The 16,827-nt window shown below is 72.0% G+C and carries 15 protein-coding genes and 1 pseudogene; 10 read left to right on the top strand and 6 right to left on the bottom strand.

Annotation, left to right across the window (positions count from 1 at the left end; translation table 11 throughout):
- Positions 1 to 81 (bottom strand): annotated as a pseudogene (locus ACFVWY_RS24335) (electron transfer flavoprotein subunit beta); the annotation flags it as partial.
- A gap of 108 nt (positions 82 to 189) precedes the next feature.
- Between ACFVWY_RS24335 and ACFVWY_RS24330 the strand changes: the two are divergent.
- The 9 genes from ACFVWY_RS24330 (at position 190) to ACFVWY_RS24290 (ending at position 9,669) form a co-directional block, all read left to right on the top strand.
- Entirely contained in the window at positions 190 to 906 is a 717-nt protein-coding gene (locus ACFVWY_RS24330) for a TetR family transcriptional regulator (RefSeq protein ID WP_389876093.1), read from the top strand.
- Positions 907 to 1,064: 158 nt separating this feature from the next.
- On the top strand, positions 1,065 to 1,412 hold the full coding sequence (locus ACFVWY_RS24325; protein WP_389876090.1) for a Zn-ribbon domain-containing OB-fold protein: 348 nt from the start codon (positions 1,065 to 1,067) through the stop codon (positions 1,410 to 1,412).
- Between the two features lie 136 nt (positions 1,413 to 1,548).
- Positions 1,549 to 2,133, top strand: a complete 585-nt coding sequence (locus tag ACFVWY_RS24320) for a TerD family protein (protein WP_389876089.1) — start codon at positions 1,549 to 1,551, stop codon at positions 2,131 to 2,133.
- Between the two features lie 346 nt (positions 2,134 to 2,479).
- A complete protein-coding gene (locus ACFVWY_RS24315; protein WP_389876086.1) occupies positions 2,480 to 4,285 on the top strand; it encodes a gamma-glutamyltransferase family protein in 1,806 nt (601 codons plus the stop codon).
- Between the two features lie 63 nt (positions 4,286 to 4,348).
- The gene (locus ACFVWY_RS24310; RefSeq protein WP_389876083.1) at positions 4,349 to 5,176 is read left to right on the top strand and encodes an inositol monophosphatase family protein; all 828 of its coding nucleotides are present in this window, start codon (positions 4,349 to 4,351) and stop codon (positions 5,174 to 5,176) included.
- 394 nt (positions 5,177 to 5,570) lie between these two features.
- Positions 5,571 to 6,986, top strand: coding sequence for a phytoene desaturase family protein (locus ACFVWY_RS24305; RefSeq protein ID WP_389876080.1), 1,416 nt, complete (start codon positions 5,571 to 5,573; stop codon positions 6,984 to 6,986).
- A 26-nt stretch (positions 6,987 to 7,012) separates the two neighbouring features.
- Positions 7,013 to 7,549: an O-acetyl-ADP-ribose deacetylase gene (locus ACFVWY_RS24300; RefSeq protein WP_389876078.1), complete on the top strand. Its 537-nt coding sequence runs from the start codon at positions 7,013 to 7,015 to the stop codon at positions 7,547 to 7,549.
- A gap of 98 nt (positions 7,550 to 7,647) precedes the next feature.
- Positions 7,648 to 9,123: an AlkA N-terminal domain-containing protein gene (locus ACFVWY_RS24295; RefSeq protein WP_389876076.1), complete on the top strand. Its 1,476-nt coding sequence runs from the start codon at positions 7,648 to 7,650 to the stop codon at positions 9,121 to 9,123.
- A gap of 21 nt (positions 9,124 to 9,144) precedes the next feature.
- The gene (locus ACFVWY_RS24290; RefSeq protein WP_389876074.1) at positions 9,145 to 9,669 is read left to right on the top strand and encodes a methylated-DNA--[protein]-cysteine S-methyltransferase; all 525 of its coding nucleotides are present in this window, start codon (positions 9,145 to 9,147) and stop codon (positions 9,667 to 9,669) included.
- 91 nt (positions 9,670 to 9,760) lie between these two features.
- Here the strand turns inward: ACFVWY_RS24290 and ACFVWY_RS24285 are convergent, their stop codons facing one another.
- Positions 9,761 to 10,348 (bottom strand): TMEM165/GDT1 family protein, encoded by a 588-nt coding sequence (locus ACFVWY_RS24285; protein ID WP_389876071.1) that lies wholly within the window; start codon positions 10,346 to 10,348, stop codon positions 9,761 to 9,763.
- A gap of 333 nt (positions 10,349 to 10,681) precedes the next feature.
- Here ACFVWY_RS24285 and ACFVWY_RS24280 point away from each other — a divergent pair, with 333 nt between their 5' ends.
- Positions 10,682 to 11,098 carry a (2Fe-2S) ferredoxin domain-containing protein gene (locus ACFVWY_RS24280; protein WP_389876069.1) on the top strand — a complete coding sequence of 139 codons (417 nt, stop codon included), beginning with the start codon at positions 10,682 to 10,684 and terminating at the stop codon, positions 11,096 to 11,098.
- Positions 11,099 to 11,122: 24 nt separating this feature from the next.
- Here the strand turns inward: ACFVWY_RS24280 and ACFVWY_RS24275 are convergent, their stop codons facing one another.
- From ACFVWY_RS24275 to ACFVWY_RS24260, 4 genes are all read right to left on the bottom strand, one after another.
- A complete protein-coding gene (locus ACFVWY_RS24275; RefSeq protein WP_389876067.1) occupies positions 11,123 to 11,863 on the bottom strand; it encodes an NAD-dependent deacetylase in 741 nt (246 codons plus the stop codon).
- Positions 11,864 to 11,944: 81 nt separating this feature from the next.
- Positions 11,945 to 13,144, bottom strand: coding sequence for a hypothetical protein (locus ACFVWY_RS24270; RefSeq protein WP_389876065.1), 1,200 nt, complete (start codon positions 13,142 to 13,144; stop codon positions 11,945 to 11,947).
- 195 nt (positions 13,145 to 13,339) lie between these two features.
- Complete coding sequence (locus ACFVWY_RS24265; protein ID WP_389876062.1) at positions 13,340 to 13,834, bottom strand: NUDIX domain-containing protein; 495 nt, start codon at positions 13,832 to 13,834, stop codon at positions 13,340 to 13,342.
- A 203-nt stretch (positions 13,835 to 14,037) separates the two neighbouring features.
- Positions 14,038 to 16,770, bottom strand: a complete 2,733-nt coding sequence (locus ACFVWY_RS24260; RefSeq protein ID WP_389876059.1) for a hypothetical protein — start codon at positions 16,768 to 16,770, stop codon at positions 14,038 to 14,040.
- Positions 16,771 to 16,827: the final 57 nt, after the last annotated feature.

Below are 16,827 nucleotides of genomic sequence, written 5' to 3'. Positions count from 1 at the left end.
CACCGTCAGATCATCAGCGAAACGCCGGTCACCCGTCGCATCCGGCACATACTTCACACAGACAACGATCCTCAAGCTCACGCCGGCTCTCCTACCTGGTGCGGTTTGTACAGACGACAGTATGGCACTCAGTACCCTCTGTAAAGGAACCTGGTGCCAGAAGAGGCGTTTCGGTGTTACGTTCCCGGCATGACTGAAGCGCGCAGACCAGCCAAGAAGGCCCCGATGCGGGAAGTGCTTGCGGAGGCGGCCTTCCAGCTCTTCCTGGAGCGCGGCTTCGAGGAGACCACGGTGGACGACATCGTGGCGCGGGCCGGGGTCGGGCGCCGGTCGTTCTTCCGGTACTTCCCCTCCAAGGAGGACGCGGTCTTCCCGGACCACGAGCGCTGCCTGGCCGACATGACCGGGTTCCTGGCCGCGGCCGGGGACGCCGAGCCGGTGGAGGCGGTGAGCGGCGCGGCCCGGCTGGTGCTGCGCATGTACGCGGCCAACCCCGAGTTCTCCGTGCAGCGTTACCGCCTCACCCGGGAGGTGCCGGGGCTGCGCACCTATGAACTGTCCGTGGTGCGGCGGTACGAGCAGACGCTCGCCGGCTATCTGCGCGACCGGTACGGCGACGCGGACGACGGGGCGCTGCGCGCCGAGGTGATCGCCGCTTCCGTGGTGGCCGCGCACAACAACGGGCTGCGGACCTGGCTGCGTTCGGGCGGCGAGGGGGACGCGGAGGCCGCCGTCGACCACGCCCTGGGAATGGTGCGCCGGGTGTGGGGGAGCGGGGCGGGCGCGGGAGCCCCCGCGCCCACGGCGACGGCTCCCGCGGGCGACGGTGATGTGGTGGTGATGGTCGCCGCGAAGGGGGCTCCGATGTGGCGTGTGGTGCAGCAGATCGAGGCGGCCCTCGGCTAAAGGCAGGTCCTCCACTGCGAACGACTGGCACTGAGTGTCTTTACGTTTCGGCACTCAGTGCCCTATGGTGCGGACGCGCCGACGGGCCAGTGCGGCGCGTCCGAGCCGAGCGCAGGGGGTCGACCGTGTCCCAGTTGTCCAATGGCACCGTGCGGACGGTGCATGAGGAAGCCGGCCTGAACTACCACCGGTGCCGATGGTGCGGCACGGCCTCCTTCCGGAGGCTGCTCTGCCCGGTGTGCGCGTCGAGCGACCTGAAGCCCGAACACAGCGACGGCCTGGGTGTCGTGGTGCGGTCCGGTGTCGTCCACCGCTACACGCAGGCCGCGCGCAACGAGTCCCTCGTCCGCCTGCCGGAGGGCTTCGTGTTCCGCTGCCGGGTCGTGGGCGCGGCACCTCACCGGGTGGTGGTCGGCGCTCAGGTGCGCCCCGTCGCCGTCGAGGGGCCGGACACCGGTGAAGTGGTCTTCGAGCTCTGCGACCCACCGCGCGAGGACTGGTACTGAGGGGACCACGGGACGCGTCGTACGCACGGTGCGTCCCGGCCGCCCGGGTTCGCCCGCCTCCCCGCGCAGGGCACCCTCTGAGAGGCGCAGGCACACTCTGTGTGTCTTTTTCTGTCGTCAAGAGGATGATTCACGCATGATTACGCTCAAGAAGGAAGACGGACCGGCTGATCTGGACGGGGTGACCCATCTGTCCATCGGAGTGTCCTGGGATCCGACCGCGGGCAGCAGCGGCGGGATGATGGGGCTGCTCCGCCGCAAGTCCGGTACCGACCTCGACCTGATCGCCATCGCCATGCAGGACGGTGATCCGGTGCGCCTCGCGGGACTCGACTCCCTCGATCCGATGGGCAACGGCTCCCTGGTTCACAGCGGCGACAACCAGACCGGGCACGGCGACGGCGACGACGAGACGGTGACGGTCGAGTTCGCGCGGCTCCCGCCTCATATCACCTCCATCGTGTTCGTCGCCGCCGCCTACAAGAAGGGGAGCTCCTTCCAGAAGGCGCGCAACATCAGCTTCAAGGTGTACGACGCGACCGGGGGAAGCTCCCAGCAGGTCGCCGATATCTGGCCGAGCCTGCTCACCCAGGACAACGGCTGCGCCGTGGCCAAGGCCGTGCGCGTCGGCGGCACCTGGAAACTCGAAGTGATCAACACGACGGGGAAGATCAAGCAGGGCAACGAGCATGCCCTGATGCGCTTCGCCGCCAGCAAGTAACGCGCGTCCGCCCGCCCGGCCGTGTGCGTGTGTGTCTGCCCGGTGGTCCGCCGGTGGTCCCTCGGGGGAGGGCCGCGCGGTGCGGACGGTGAACAGGCCCGGCTCCGCGGGCTTTCCGGGGAGCGAGGTGCCGCGTTCCGCCGAACGCCGCCCGTCCGCGGCACCCTCCCGCGCGACGCCCCGTTCGTGCCGGAGGCGGTGAGGAAGGGGCGCGGGATGGCCGGCGGCCTTCCGGGGAAGGGGGAGGAGGAGAGTTCCGGCGCGGTCTTCCCGGATTCTCCCCAGGGCCGGTCCCGAGCGCCCGTCATCTGGGCCGTCGGCACGTCAACAGTAAGGTGACAGGCCTGTGTTCACGACCCGACCCACCCTCCAGGGCACCTTCGGCATGGTGTCCTCCACCCACTGGCTCGCCTCGCAGTCCGCGATGGCCGTCCTGGAGGACGGCGGCAACGCCTACGACGCGGCCGTCGCCGCCGGATTCGTCCTGCACGTCGTCGAACCCCACCTCAACGGCCCGGCGGGCGAAACGCCGATGATCATCGCGCCGAAGGACGGCGAGGTGCGCGTGGTGTGCGGCCAGGGCCCCGCCCCGGCCGGTGCGGACATCGCCCACTACCGCTCCCTCGGCCTCGGCCTGGTCCCCGGCACCGGACCGCTCGCCGCCGCCGTGCCGGGCTCCTTCGACGCCTGGATGCTGCTGCTGCGCGACCACGGCACCAAGCACCTCGCCGAGGTGCTGCGGTACGCGATCGGCTACGCCGAGGACGGCCATGCCCCCGTCGAGCGGGTCGGCCGGACCGTGGAGACCGTCCGCGAACTCTTCGAGACCGAGTGGCACTCCTCCGCCGAGGTGTACCTGCCCGGCGGAAGCCCGCCCCGGCCCGGCCGGCTGTTCCGCAACCCCCGGCTCGCCGCGACCTGGCGCCGGCTGACCGCCGAGGCCGAGGCGAGCGGCGGCGCGGAGCGGACCGCGCAGATCGAGGCCGCCCGCCGGATCTGGCGCGAGGGCTTCATCGCCGAGGCCCTGGTCCGCCAGGCCGCCCGTCCCACCATGGACACCACCGGCTCCCGGCACACCGGCACCCTCACCGCCGCCGACCTGGCCGGCTGGTCCGCGTCCTACGAGGCGCCCGCCACGTACGACTGGAACGGCTGGACGCTGGCCAAGGCGGCCGGCTGGAGCCAGGGCCCCGCCCTCCTCCAGCAGCTCGCCCTGCTCCCCGCCGCACTGCCCCGGTACGGCGGCGCGGACTACGTCCACCTGCTCATCGAGGGCTGCAAACTCGCGATGGCCGACCGGGAGGCCTGGTACGGCGACGCCGCCGACGTCCCGCTCGACGCACTGCTCAGCGAGCCGTACAACGCCGGGCGCCGCGCACTGATCACCGCCGAGGCCTCGCGCGAGCTGCGTCCCGGCCGCCCGGACGGACGCGAACCGGTACTCAGCGGCCACATCCGGGCCCTCGTCTCCGGCACGGGCGGGGACGCCACCGGCCCCGCCCATGCCCCGGGGACCGGCGAGCCGACCGTGGCGAGGGACGGGACGACCCGCGGGGACACCTGCCACCTCGACGTGGTGGACCGCTGGGGCAACATGATCTCCGCCACCCCCAGCGGCGGCTGGCTCCAGTCCAACCCCGTCGTGCCGGAACTCGGCTTCCCGCTCGGCACCCGGCTCCAGATGACCTGGCTGGAGGAGGGCCTGCCGAACTCGCTCCGGCCCGGCCGCCGCCCCCGCACCACCCTCTCCCCGTCCCTCGCGCTGCGCGGCGGCGTCCCCGTGATGGCGTTCGGCACCCCCGGCGGTGACCAGCAGGACCAGTGGCAGGCGCACTTCTTCCTGGCGGTGGCGCTGCGTGCCAGGGTGCGCGGCGGGCTCGACCTCCAGGGCGCCATCGACGCCCCGAACTGGCACAACGACAGCTTCCCGGCCTCCTTCTTCCCGCGCGGCATGCGCCCCGGCAGCGTCACCGTCGAGGGTCACATGGACCCGGAGGTCGTCGCGGAGCTGCGCCGCCGGGGTCATGACGTCACCGTCGGGGCCCCCTGGTCCGAGGGGCGGCTGTGCGCCGTGGCCCGCGACCCGGAGACCGGGGTGCTGTCCGCCGCGGCCAACCCGCGCGGCATGCAGGGGTACGCCGTCGGTCGCTGAGCAGCCATGTTCCCGCCATGACCAGGTGGCCGGGGCCGCGCCGGGACGTGATTGGCTGGGGGCATGTTCGACACACTCCTCACCGACGGTACGACCGAGGTCGAAGCGGCGGTCCGCGCAGCGGCCGCCGCCGAGATCATGCCCCGCTTCCGGCGGCTCGCCGAGCACGAGATCGTCGAGAAGAACGGCCCGTACGATCTCGTCACCACCGCCGACCGCCTCGCCGAGGAGCGCCTCACCGCCTCCCTGACCCGGCTGCTGCCCGGATCCGTCGTCGTCGGCGAGGAGGCGGTGCACGCCGACCCGAAGGTGTACGACGCCCTCGGTGGGGACACGCCCGTGTGGATCGTCGACCCGATCGACGGCACCCGCCAGTTCGTCCACGGCGAGCCGGGCTTCTGCACCCTGGTCGCCCTCGCCCACCGCGGCGAACTCCTGGCCTCGTGGACGTACGCCGCGGCCCTGGACCGGATGGCCGTCGCCGTGCGCGGCGGCGGCGCCACCCTGGACGGCGAGGCGATACGCTCCGGCTCACCCGTCCCCGGCGACCCGCTGCACGTGGCGACGTCACACCCGGACCACACCACCGACGAGCGGATGCGCGCCCTGCTGGGCCTGCGCACCGAGGGCATCGCCGCCCGGCCCTGCGGTTCGGCGGGCCTCGAATACCTGGACATCGCCCGGGGCGCGCTGGACGCGGTCGCCTTCACCTGGGAGTACGCCTGGGACCACGCGGCGGGCCTGCTGCTGGTCGCCGAGGCGGGCGGCGCCCAGGCCACCCTCTCCGGCGCACCGTTCCGCATCACCGGCGGCAACACCCTGCCGTTCACGGTGGCCCGCGACGAGGCGACCGTCACCCGCGTCCTGGAAGCCCTGCGCGGCGCGGCCTGATCCGGAACCGCCGCGCGCAGCGGTTCCGGGGAGCTCCGGGCCGCTGCCGCTGCCGCTGCCGCTGCCGACGCCGACGCCGTGTCAGTTCCCCGTGCGGACCGGTGAGTACGCGCCCGGCGCCCCTCGCCCGGATGCGCGGGGGGACCGGAGCCGGGCGGATGTCCGGGCCGCACCCTTCGCGACGGCCCGGACAACGGACACCGGGCACCGGGCACGGCGGTGAGCCGGGACAGCGCCGCGGCGACGGGGCGGGCGGAGCGGTTCCGCGAGCCGGAGCGGGCATGGCCTGCGGATCCGGGGCGCTCGTCGAGCAGTTTCCCTCCCCGCGGCGGTGCTGTCGGTGGCGCGGAATATCCTGGCTGTCCTGGCCACCGGCTGACGAAGGAGTCCGAAGGTGCCGTCGATGCTCGATGCAGTCGTCGTGGGGGCGGGCCCCAATGGACTGACCGCCGCGGCCGAACTGGCCCGCCGAGGTTTCTCCGTCGAGGTCTTCGAGGCGAAGGAGACCGTCGGGGGCGGTGCCCGCACCGAGGAGCTCACCCTCCCCGGATTCCGCCACGACCCCTGTTCCGCCGTCCACCCGCTGGGCATCGGGTCGCCCGCGTTCGACACGATGCCGCTCGCGCGGCACGGCCTGGAGTGGCTCCAGCCGGAGCTGGCGCTCGCGCATCCCTTCCCGGACGGCACGGCCGCCGTGCTCACCGGCTCGGTGGGGGAGAGCGCCATGTCCCTGGGCGCCCGTGACGCGGGGGCGTACCGCAGGCTCGTCGCCCCCTACCTCGGCCACTGGGAGACCCTCGCCCAGGACTTCCTGCGCACCCCGTGGGACGGCCTGCCCCGCGACCCGTACCGGTGGGTGCGGTTCGGGCTCGACGCGCTGCAGCCCGCCTCGCTGCTCTCCCGCCGTTTCCGCGACGCGAAGGCGCGCGGCCTGTTCGCCGGGCTCGCCGCCCACGCCATAGCGCCCACCAGCGGCCCGGCGACCGCCGGGATCGCCCTGCTCTTCGCCCTGGCGGCGCACGAGCGGGGCTGGCCCGTGCCGCGCGGCGGATCGCAGGCCATCTCCGACGCCCTGGCCGGGTACGTACGCGAACAGGGCGGCACGATCCGTACCGGCGTCGACGTCAGGCGGCTCGACGAGCTGCCGCCCGCCCGCTCCTACGTCTTCGACACCTCGCCGACCGCGCTGGCCCGCATCGCCGGTCTCGGCCACGCCTACCGCGGCTTCCGCTACGGCGCCTCCTGCTTCAAGATCGACTACGCGCTGTCGGGGCCCGTCCCCTGGACCGCCGAGGAGGCCCGCCGGGCCGGTACGGTCCACGTCGGCCCCACCGCGGGCGAGATCGACTCCGCGCTGAAGGCCGCGGTGAACGGGCAGGACCCGAGCGTCCCGTTCCTGATCACCGCCCAGCCGAGCCTGGCCGATCCGTCCCGTGCCCCCGAGGGCAAGCACGTCTTCTGGGTCTACGGACACGTCCCCTCGGGCTGGGAGGGCGACGCCACCGAGGTCATCGAACGGCAGCTGGAGCGCTTCGCCCCCGGCTTCCGTGACCTGGTGCTCGCCCGCGCCGTCGCGGGACCGCCCGAACTCGCCGCGCGCAACGCCAACTACGTCGGCGGGGACATCGCGTGCGGAGCGTTCGCCGGTCTGCAGACCGTGATCCGCCCCAAGCTCGCCAGGGTGCCGTACGCGACGGCCCATCCAGCGGTTTTCCTGTGCTCCTCGGCCACCCCTCCCGGCCCCGGAGTGCACGGCATGTGCGGCCACCACGCGGCGAAGGCGGTCTGGCGCCGTCTGCGGGCGACGTGAGGTCCGGGCACGGCATGATGTCCGTCATGCGCACCTCCGAAGGCGTCACCGTCACCCTGGTCCGTGGCGACCTCACCCGGCAGTCCGCCGACGTCATCGTCAACGCCGCCAACTCCTCCCTGCTCGGCGGCGGCGGGGTCGACGGCGCGATCCACCGGCGCGGCGGCCCGGAGATCCTCGCCGCCTGCCGGGAGCTGCGCGCCTCGCGGTACGGCAAGGGCCTGCGCCCCGGCCAGGCGGTCGCCACCACCGCCGGAGCGCTCGACGCGCGCTGGGTGGTCCACACCGTCGGACCGGTCTGGAGCAGCGTCGAGGACCGTTCCGCCCTGCTCGCCTCCTGCTACCGCGCGTCCCTGCGCGTGGCCGCGGAGCTGGGGGCGCGCACCGTCGCCTTCCCCGCCGTCTCGACCGGGATCTACGGCTGGCCCCTGGACGACGGCGCGCGGATCGCCGTCCGCACGGTGATCGAGGAGGCCGCGCCGCCCGTCGAGGAGGTGCGGTTCGTGCTGTTCGACGACCACGCGTACGTGGAGTTCGAGTCGGCCCTGGCGGCGCAGCGCTGAACGCCGGCCGCAGCGCAAACCGGAGAAGTCCTGGCAGCCGGAGGTTGATGTCGGATTCTCGCCAGCCTCCGAGGCCCCGGCCGACGGATGCTTGGCCTATGCACACCGACACCGAGCGCTGCGTACGGGCCGTCCAGTCCAAGGACGCCCGCTTCGACGGCTGGTTCTTCACCGCGGTGCTGACCACCCGGATCTACTGCCGCCCCAGCTGCCCGGCCGTGCCGCCCAAGGCGGCGAACATGACCTTCTACCCGAGCGCGGCGGCCTGCCAGCAGGCCGGATTCCGGGCCTGCAAGCGGTGCCGCCCCGACACCAGCCCCGGCTCCCCCCAGTGGGACGCCCGCGCCGACTCCGTCGCCCGCGCGATGCGGCTCATCCAGGACGGTGTCGTCGACCGGGAGGGAGTCGCCGGACTCGCGAAGCGGCTCGGCTACTCCGCCCGCCAGATCGAGCGGCAGCTCCACGCCGAACTGGGCGCGGGCCCGCTCGCCCTGGCCCGCGCCCAGCGCGCCCAGACCGCCCGGCTGCTCATCGAGACGACCGGGCTGTCCATGGCGGACGTCGCGTTCGCCGCCGGATTCTCCTCCGTCCGCACCTTCAACGACACGGTCCGCGAGGTCTTCGCCCTCACCCCCGGTGAGCTGCGCGAGCGCACCGCCCGGGGCACGAGACCGCCGGCCACTGTGGGGGCGATCACGCTGCGCCTGCCGTACCGGGCCCCGCTCAACCCCAGCAACCTCTTCGGCCACCTCGCCGCGACCGCCGTCCCCGGAGTCGAGGAGTGGCGCGACGGTGCGTACCGGCGCACCCTCACGCTGCGCCACGGTCACGGCATCGTCGCCCTCACCCCGCACCCCGGTCACATCGCCTGCCGGCTCTCCCTCACCGATCCGCGTGACCTCACCCTCGCGATCAGCCGCTGCCGCCGCCTGCTCGACCTGGACGCGGACCCGGTCGCCGTCGACGAGCAGCTCTCCGCCGACCCGCTGCTCGCCCCGCTGGTCGCGGCGGCGCCGGGGCGGCGGGTTCCGCGTACCGTCGACGGCGCGGAGTTCGCCGTACGCGCGGTGCTCGGCCAGCAGGTCTCGACGGCCGCCGCCCGCACCCACGCGGCCCGCCTGGTGCTCGCGCACGGCCGCCCCGTCGACGACCCGGAGGGCGGCGGCCTCACCCACCTCTTCCCCAGCCCCGAGGCGCTCGCCGGGCTCGACCCCGGACAGCTCGCCCTGCCGCGCAGCCGCCGCACCACCCTCACCACCCTGGTCGGCGCGCTCGCCGACGGATCACTGCGGCTGGACACCGGCACCGACCGGGAGCGCGCACGCGCCCAGCTGGCCGCCCTCCCAGGATTCGGCCCCTGGACCGTCGACGTGATCGCCATGCGGGCCCTCGGCGACCCGGACGCCTTCCTCCCCACCGACCTCGGCATCCGGCGCGCTGCGGAACACCTCGGCCTCCCCTCCACCCCGGCGGCGCTCACCGCCCGTGCCGCGGCCTGGCGCCCCTGGCGGGCCTACGCGGTGCAGTACCTGTGGACCGTCGACGACCACCCCATCAACCATCTGCCCACCTGAGGAAGACCGGGAAGTCCAGCCATGACCACCACACCTCCGGGTACGGCGACCCGACGGCACACCGTCGTCGACAGCCCGTACGGTCCGCTCACCCTCGTCGCGGCCGACGGAGTCCTCTGCGGCCTCTACATGACCGCGCAGCGCCACCGCCCGCCCGAGGAGTCCTTCGGCGCGCCGGACCCGGAGCCCTTCGCCGAGGCCGTCCGCCAGCTCGACGCCTACTTCTCCGGGGAGCTGCACGTCTTCGACCTGCCGCTGCGCCTGGAGGGCACCCCCTTCCAGCGTGACGTGTGGGCGCTGCTCCAGCGGATCCCGTACGGCGAGACCCGCTCGTACGGCGAACTGGCCGAGCAGCTCGGCAAACCGGGCGCCTCCCGTGCCGTGGGGCTGGCCAACGGCAAGAACCCGGTGGGCATCATCGTTCCCTGCCACCGGGTCGTCGGCGCCTCCGGAAGCCTCACCGGCTACGGCGGGGGACTGGACCGCAAGCAGCGGCTGCTGGCCTTCGAGAGCAAGGCCGCCGACGACACCCCGGCGCTCTTCTGACCCCGGTGCCGAACGCCCCCGGACATACGGACGGGCCCGGACCGCCCCGTGAGTACAGGTGGTCCGGGCCCGCCCGCGCGGCCGACGGCCGTCAGCCGGTGAAGATCTCCACCAGGGTCCAGATCGCCAGCCCCAGCATGCAGAGTCCGCCGATCCGCTGGACCGTCTTCAGCGGCACCCGCCCGGCGATGAAACGCCCCGCGAGCAGCGCCAGCGCCGACACCGACATCAGCGCGGCGGCCGAGCCGATCGCCGTGGACCAGGTGCCGTTGCTCGCGGCCAGGTTGGCCGTGGTGATCTGGGTGAGGTCGCCCCACTCGCTGATGAAGACCGCCATGAAAGCGGTCGAGTAGACCGGCCAGAAACCGGTCACCGTCTTCGGAGCGCTGTCGCCGTCCTCGTCATCGCCGCCACCGGAGCGCAGCAGCATGAACGCCCCGAACCCGAAGAGGGCGGCGGAGACGAGCTTGACGATCCACTCGGGCAGCAGCCCGATCAGGCCGCCCGCCCCCACCGCGATGGCGACGTGGACGATGAACGCGGACGACGTGCCGAACCAGACGTACAGCGGTCGCATGCGGGTGCCCATCGCGAGCGACGCGAACATCGTCTTGTCGGGGAGTTCCGCGAGGAAGATCAGCCCGAAGGCGGTGACGATCGCCAGGGGGTCGAGGTGCATTCCGGGTGGCTTTCTGTAGGAGCCGGGCCCCGGGCCTTCGCGACGTGCCACTCGGGCATCCGGAGGACCACTCGGCCCGGCATGACGTCAGCGCCCACGGGTGCGGGCGTGTCATACCTGACCGAAGGTCTCGCCCGCCCGCGGTGATCCACGGGCCCGGTCACCGGGAACCCAGGGGTTCCAGTGTGTCGACGACCGGTTTGCGGGGCTACTCCCCTTCGCAGCCGCCCACTCTACCCCACCGCGCACCTGGCGATCGGGTGTTCGATGCGATGGCGGATACGGGTACAGTCCCCGCGTGATCATCCACGTCCGCCCGGGAAGCCCACCCGCATGAGCCGCCGCACAGGCCGCACGGGCCGCGCGGCCCCCGCCCGGGAGACGCCCCGGCCCACCGTCAGCGTCTGCCGCGGCTGCTGCTGCGGTACCTCCAAGGTCCCGGACGTGGACCACGCCGGCCAGCTCGTCGCGCTGCGGCGGGCGCTGGACGGAGTGGCGACGGTGCGTGCCGTGGAGTGCCTGGACGCCTGCGAACAGGCCAATGTCGTCGTCGTACAGCCGTCGGCCGAGGGCCGCCGCTCGGGCGGCCGCCCGGTCTGGCTCGGGCTGGTCAACGACCCGGACGCACTGGCCGACATCGTCGGCTGGGCCGCGGCGGGCGGACCGGGACTGGCGGACCCGCCGGAGATCCTCGGCCTGTACACCTTCCGTCCCTCGCGCCGCGTACAGCGGGAACTCGACCAGGACTGAGCGCGTGCGGACCGGACGGTCTCCTCAGGCGTCGGCCGACGTGCCCCGCGGTGTCAGCCGCCCCAGCAGCGCGGGCAGCGCCGTGCCGATCGGCTCCCGAATGGTCTCCTCGGCCAGCTCGTCGTACGGCGTCGGCTCCGCGTTCACCACGATGAACCGCGCCCCGTGCTCCACCGCGATCCCGGCCAGTGAGGCCGCCGGCTGCACCTGAAGCGTCGTACCCACCGCGATGAACAGGTCACAGCCCTTCGCGATCGCCATCGCGTTTCCCAGCACCACCGGATCGAGCCGCTCGCCGAACATGACCGTGGCCGACTTCAGGATGCCGCCGCAGGCCGTGCACGGCGGATCGGCCTCACCGGCCTCCACCCTGGCCAGCGCCTCGTCCATCGACGACCTGGCGTGACAGCGGGTGCACACCACCTCGCGCGCGCTTCCGTGCAGCTCCACGACCTTGCGGGCGGGGAGCCCGGCCCGCTGGTGCAGGCCGTCCACGTTCTGCGTGATCACCCGGACCGGGGTGCCGGACCGCTCCAGCTCCGCGACCGCGCGGTGCGCCACGTTCGGCTCGGCGGCCCGGGCCGCACTGGTCCTGCGCATCTGCCAGGAGCGGCGGCGGATCTCCGGGTCGGCCATGTAGAAGTCGTACGTGACGAGCTTCTCCGCCTCCGGGTCCTTGCGCCAGAGCCCGTTGGGCCCGCGGTAGTCGGGAATGCCGGAGTCCGTGGAGATTCCGGCGCCGCTGAGGATCGCGACGAGAGTCATGCCGCGAGCGTACGCAGCGCCGGGCCGCCCCCGCGAGACGATTTCGCCCGCACCGCACCCGGGGAGCGGTGCGGGCACACGTCAGGAGACGGGGGCGAACGGCGACGGGGTGAGCCCCGTCCAGGTGTTCAGCACCGCGCGGGCGGTCTGCTTGGTGACCCCGCCGTCCTGGACCGTGCCGCTGCGCGCGACGTAGAACCGCCCGTCGTCCAGCGACACCAGCCCGTACTGCCCGTACTGGCCGGGCGCGGGCCAGCCGTACGTACCGGTCGCGGCGTCGTGCGCGCCCGCGCGCAGCAGCGGGAGCAGCAGGCCCCGCTCCGGGCGCTGCTGCCCGCGCACCGGCCCGCGCACCGGCTCCCGCGCCCCGTCCACGGCGAAGACCGAGTAGTTGGGGAAACCGGGTTTGGTGCCCTTGTACGCGGCCATCAGCCAGGTGCCGCTGTGCCCGTCGTACTCCAGGTTCTGCACGCCGTACGTGGTGTTCCCGGTGTACACGAAGAACTTGCCGCCGACGCGGGCCGGACCGCTGGTGTGCGGGACCGACTCGGTCAGCGGGCGCTCGTACGTCCTCCACCGGGAGATGTCGTACTGGAGCAGCACCTGGTGGTCGTTGTCCGTGCGGCCGGTGTTGGCGTACACGCCGTACGCCACGGTCAGCCGCGTCCCGGCGCGCTTGCCGCGGCGGTCGCCGAAGGCAGGGCCGAAGGCGACGCCGTCGATGCCGCTGCAGCCGTAGCGGTGGTCGGGCGTGCTGCCCGTGTCGCCGTCGAAGACGCCGTCGCCGTTCATGTCGGCGGTGAAGTCCTTCACGGCCTCCCTGAGGTAGACGGTCGAGACGACCCCCGTGGACTGGGCGTCCATGTTCATCCGGGTGATGCGGTCGACGTCGACGATCGCGATGTAGAAGGACTTCGCCTCCTTGTACTCCAGCGAGCCGTAGACCCGGCCGTCCTTCTCGTTGAAGTCCAGGTCGCCGAGGTGGCCGGTGAAGCCGGTGACCGAGCCGACCGGCTTGCCGGCCAGGTCCGTCTTCACCAGCAGATTGGTCATCGAGAAGTACACGAAGCCCTTGCGGCGGTCGATGGCCATGCCCTGGACATGGCCGGACTGCCAGGCGCCGCCGTCGACCGACGAGGGCGGCGTGCCGTGGGCGGCGGGGGCGGTGGCCGGTGCCGGTTGCGCGAGCGCCGTCGACGTGGTGGCGACGACCGCCGCGCAGGCCAGTGCCGCGGCGGCCGTGGCCAGCCGTCCGCCGAGGTGTCCCGTGTGCTGACGCATGGTCCCTCCGCTGTCGTGGAGTCCGGATGATGCCGGTCGGGCGTGAACAGCGGGCCCATGGCACATGAACGCGCGAGTCCGGCAGCCGCCGACCGGACTACCAGCTGACGGTCTGTCAGTACAAGGGGGCGCGACGGGAACGCCGGGCGGGTGCGGGGGCGGGGGGCGTGCGCGCGGGCCGTTCCGGCCGGGCGGTCAGAAGTCCACGGGGAGGCCGTCCTCCAGCTCCACCGGCCCCCCGTCGCTGCCGAGCGCCTCCAGCGCCGCCCGCACGCGTGTCGCGAGCGGGCCGAGCAGATAGCGGTCGGTCTCCTCGGGCTCCACCAGCCGCCAGGACAGCAGCTCCTCCTCCTGGAGCCGGATCGCCCCCAGCTGCGCCGCGTCCAGCACGCCGCCGTCGTAGAGGTACGCGGCGATCGGCGGGCGGTGCGGCCCGCGCGCCCAGTCCACGGCGAGGAGCCGTCCCGGCGGCAGGTCGAGCCCGATCTCCTCCGCCGTCTCACGGCGCGCCGCCTGCCGGGGCCCTTCGCCCTGGTCGGCCTCGACCGTTCCGCCGGGCAGCGCCCAGCCCTTCCGGTAGTTCGGCTCGACGAGCAGCAGCCGCCCGCGCTCGTCCCGGAACAGCGTGGCCGCGGCGGCCAGCACCCGGGGGAGCCCGGCGATGTACGAGAGGTAGTCAGTGGTGGTCACGCGGGCAGCGTAGAGGTTGAGGAACACCGGAACGAAAACCGGGCCTGACGAGCAGGGTGGATGGGTGCCCCACTCCACGGCCATGGAGGGCTACTTCGAGGACGCGGGCCGGTGGGAGGAGAACGCCCTGATGAGCGTGGGTCTCTGACGGGAGGACCGGCACGTGCGTGCCCGTGGAGGAAGGGCACGCACGCGGCTTTGGGCTATTGCATGGAGCATTCCCGAAGGGTGGCGCCGCCGTAGGAGCTGCCGCCGTCCTTCGCCTTCACGACGACGTAGCGGAGCTTGCCCTGATTCAGCGCCGCTTCCAGCTGGTCCGCCAACGTGCCGTCCCGCGGGGACTTCTCCGCACGCTCCCTCATCGCTTCGATGATGGTCCGCGCGTACTCCTTGGTGCACTGCTGGACCATCTTGTTCTTGTACGGGCCCTTTCCCTGACGCCATTCGAGGTCACTCGATGGCGCCTTTGCCTCGACAATGAGCAGCTCGTCACCCTTGAGCTCGAACAGCTGATCGAACCTGCCGGAGCCGGTGGGGGTACTGGGCAGCGGGATCCACCTGGCACCCGGGAACGTCTCCGGGATGACGTGATAGCGGGCCGCGCTCTCGCCGAGCCGCTCGGGGATCTTGCTGTTGTTGGGCTTGACGCCCAGCTCTTTCCGGTAATGATTCAGCGCCTTGTCGCGCGCCTCCCCATTGGCCTCGGTTTTATGTTTCTTGAATTTCTGTTCCGCGTTGGTGAGATCCACTGACGTCTTGCGATAGTCGGCGATCTTGTCGAGCATGCCGCCGCGTTTTCCGTCCGCAACCGAGTCCGGACCGTAGAACTTCGCGGCGGACATCTTCGCGCCGGGGGCCGAGGGAATCTCGTTCTTCGAGATCCAGTTGTTTTCGTTGTCCCTGGCGAGAATCGGCAGCGTGACACCGTTCTCCTCGGTTTTCTCGTTCCGTCGGTGGCCGTCGCCATCCCTGTAGTTGGCAGCGAACCAGGCCGGGTCGTTGTTGGCCTTCCACACCATCTCGTCCTGGATGTACTTTGCGTGGTCGGCGGCGCTGCTCAACAGTTCGTTGCAGGTGAACACGCTGTTCGTGGGCTTCGGGATGCCGTCCGGGCCGGGCGGATAGGTGGTGAACACGGCCGCGTCGAAAGCGGGCCCGCCCGAGCCGTTGCAGAACTTTTCGAGCTTGAGTTTCTTCAGCTCCTTCACCAGTTCCTGCCGGTCGCTACCGGCCAGGACGGTGGAGGCGGTCGGGGCAATGTCGATCCGGGCGACCTTGCTGAATCCGGGCGGAACCACCCCGGGGCCGGAGAGTTCTCTGACCGCCGCCGTGAATTCTCTTACGACCTCGTCCGTTCCCCCGGACACGGACTTGATCTGGTTGGTCTGTTTGCCGGTCAGGTTCTGAAGGTCGGCCTTGTACGTGTCCGCAGAACCCTCGGGTTTGTAGGTGTTTCCCCAGACGATCTGATGTCCCGCGCGCGCCAGCTCGCTCGCATACTGCATCGCCCGCCGGTCGGAGACGGAGAGCCGAGCTGTCTTCGCTGCCAGTTCGGCAATGCCGCTCTCGCCGGAAACTCTCAGGCCGTTGGTGTTCACCGCTAGGTCGTAGAACGACTCGAACGCTCCCTGCTGCTTCAGATGGGCGACCGTCTTGCCGACATCGCTGAGTCGGCTCTCGCGGACCTCGGGGCTGGTCCGCGGACCGATGTCGGCCGTCATGGCGTCGAGGAGCTGCAGGACGGACTTGCCCTTGCTGTCGTTGGCCCGCTGGTCGCCCAGCGGCTCATTGAGCTTGAAACCGCGGCCCATCAGCCGTTTGACGAGCGCAGGGTCGTCGCCCATGACGCTCGCTTCGTAGAAGACCGCGGACCAGTTCACCTGGATCGTCTGGCCGGGCGGTGCCACATTCCTCGCCGCCGTCGTCAGCGTGCGGCTTCCGCCGGGAGGCACGGAAACAGGACTGTTCAGGGGCGTCTGTCCGGCTACGGTCACTATCACCGTGCCGCTGGCCGGAGCGGTGCCCTGGTTGGTCACGTTCACGGTGGCCGGGCAGCTCGGAGTGCTGCAGAACGATGTCGAGAGCTGTACGGCCACGTCCGTCTGGGCCGCCACACGTTGGCTCAGCGGTTCGGCGTGCTCTTGTGAGGTGTCGACCCGGCGTACGTTCTCCGTTGTTCTCTGCACCTGGGCCGGGGCGGGCTCGCTGACCGCGGACGACAGGGCCGGGGAGGGATCGGCCTCACCGGAAGCCGTCGGCACATTGCCTGCGTACCGCACGTGGCTCACGGACCGCGCGGCACCGTCCTGCGGGCCGGAGCGGAACACGGCAGCACTCGTATCCGAGGCGTCCGGCGCAGGTTCGGGTGTGCCGGTTCCCTGAGATCTGCCAGAACCGGGCAGGCCGACCGAGAGCGGCCGATACGGAGCGGACGCACTCACCACGATCCGCAGGGATCCGTCGGTCAGTACCTTCGCCGGACGGCCATGTACCGACATGGCCCCGCTCTGGCGCCACTTGGACCGCCGCCCGGACGGACCCTTGGTGTCCTTGCCCGAGATGGCGTCGGCCAGCGCCGTCGGAGTCATCCGGGACAGCTCGGCCAGGCCGATCACCCCTTGCGGAGGGTCGGCTACCCAGGTGTTGGCCAGTGCTTCGGCGCTTCCCGGTTCGTGCTCGAACCACCACTGACCGTTTCCGCGCAGAAGGGTCCGCTTGGGGCTCACGGCGAGTTCCGCGTATGCCCCCGAGTCACGGCCCAGGCTTCCGTACGCAGTTCCGTCGCGGGCGACCGTCAGACGGAAGTCGATCATCGCGCTGTTGCTGTTCATCGTGGTCCCCGCATAGGTGACCCCGCGCCAGGCGCGCAAGCTCTTCGTGGCTGCCGAGGCCAGTTGCGGGGGCGTCTTCTCTTGCGGCCAGAGAACAAAGGTCATCAGACCGGCGACGAGGACCGTGACCAGCGCCAGGACGCCCCAACGCCAGTACCAGCG

It is taken from the genome of Streptomyces sp. NPDC058195 (genome assembly GCF_042883525.1).
GTDB lineage: Bacteria > Actinomycetota > Actinomycetes > Streptomycetales > Streptomycetaceae > Streptomyces.
The sequence above is the reverse complement of the archived record's forward strand: the minus strand, read 5'-3'. Positions and strand labels throughout refer to the sequence as shown.

Bases quoted from the DNA above. Each gene is read 5' to 3' on its own strand.
- ACFVWY_RS24280 (WP_389876069.1), top strand. From the start codon at position 10,682: ATGAGCCGCCGCACAGGCCGCACGGGCCGCGCGGCCCCCGCCCGGGAG.
- ACFVWY_RS24290 (WP_389876074.1), top strand. From the start codon at position 9,145: ATGACCACCACACCTCCGGGTACGGCGACCCGACGGCACACCGTCGTC.
- ACFVWY_RS24320 (WP_389876089.1), top strand. From the start codon at position 1,549: ATGATTACGCTCAAGAAGGAAGACGGACCGGCTGATCTGGACGGGGTG.
- ACFVWY_RS24300 (WP_389876078.1), top strand. From the start codon at position 7,013: ATGCGCACCTCCGAAGGCGTCACCGTCACCCTGGTCCGTGGCGACCTC.
- ACFVWY_RS24260 (WP_389876059.1), bottom strand. From the start codon at position 16,770: ATGACCTTTGTTCTCTGGCCGCAAGAGAAGACGCCCCCGCAACTGGCC.
- ACFVWY_RS24330 (WP_389876093.1), top strand. From the start codon at position 190: ATGACTGAAGCGCGCAGACCAGCCAAGAAGGCCCCGATGCGGGAAGTG.
- ACFVWY_RS24285 (WP_389876071.1), bottom strand. From the start codon at position 10,348: ATGCACCTCGACCCCCTGGCGATCGTCACCGCCTTCGGGCTGATCTTC.
- ACFVWY_RS24310 (WP_389876083.1), top strand. From the start codon at position 4,349: ATGTTCGACACACTCCTCACCGACGGTACGACCGAGGTCGAAGCGGCG.
- ACFVWY_RS24270 (WP_389876065.1), bottom strand. From the start codon at position 13,144: ATGCGTCAGCACACGGGACACCTCGGCGGACGGCTGGCCACGGCCGCC.
- ACFVWY_RS24295 (WP_389876076.1), top strand. From the start codon at position 7,648: ATGCACACCGACACCGAGCGCTGCGTACGGGCCGTCCAGTCCAAGGAC.
- ACFVWY_RS24275 (WP_389876067.1), bottom strand. From the start codon at position 11,863: ATGACTCTCGTCGCGATCCTCAGCGGCGCCGGAATCTCCACGGACTCC.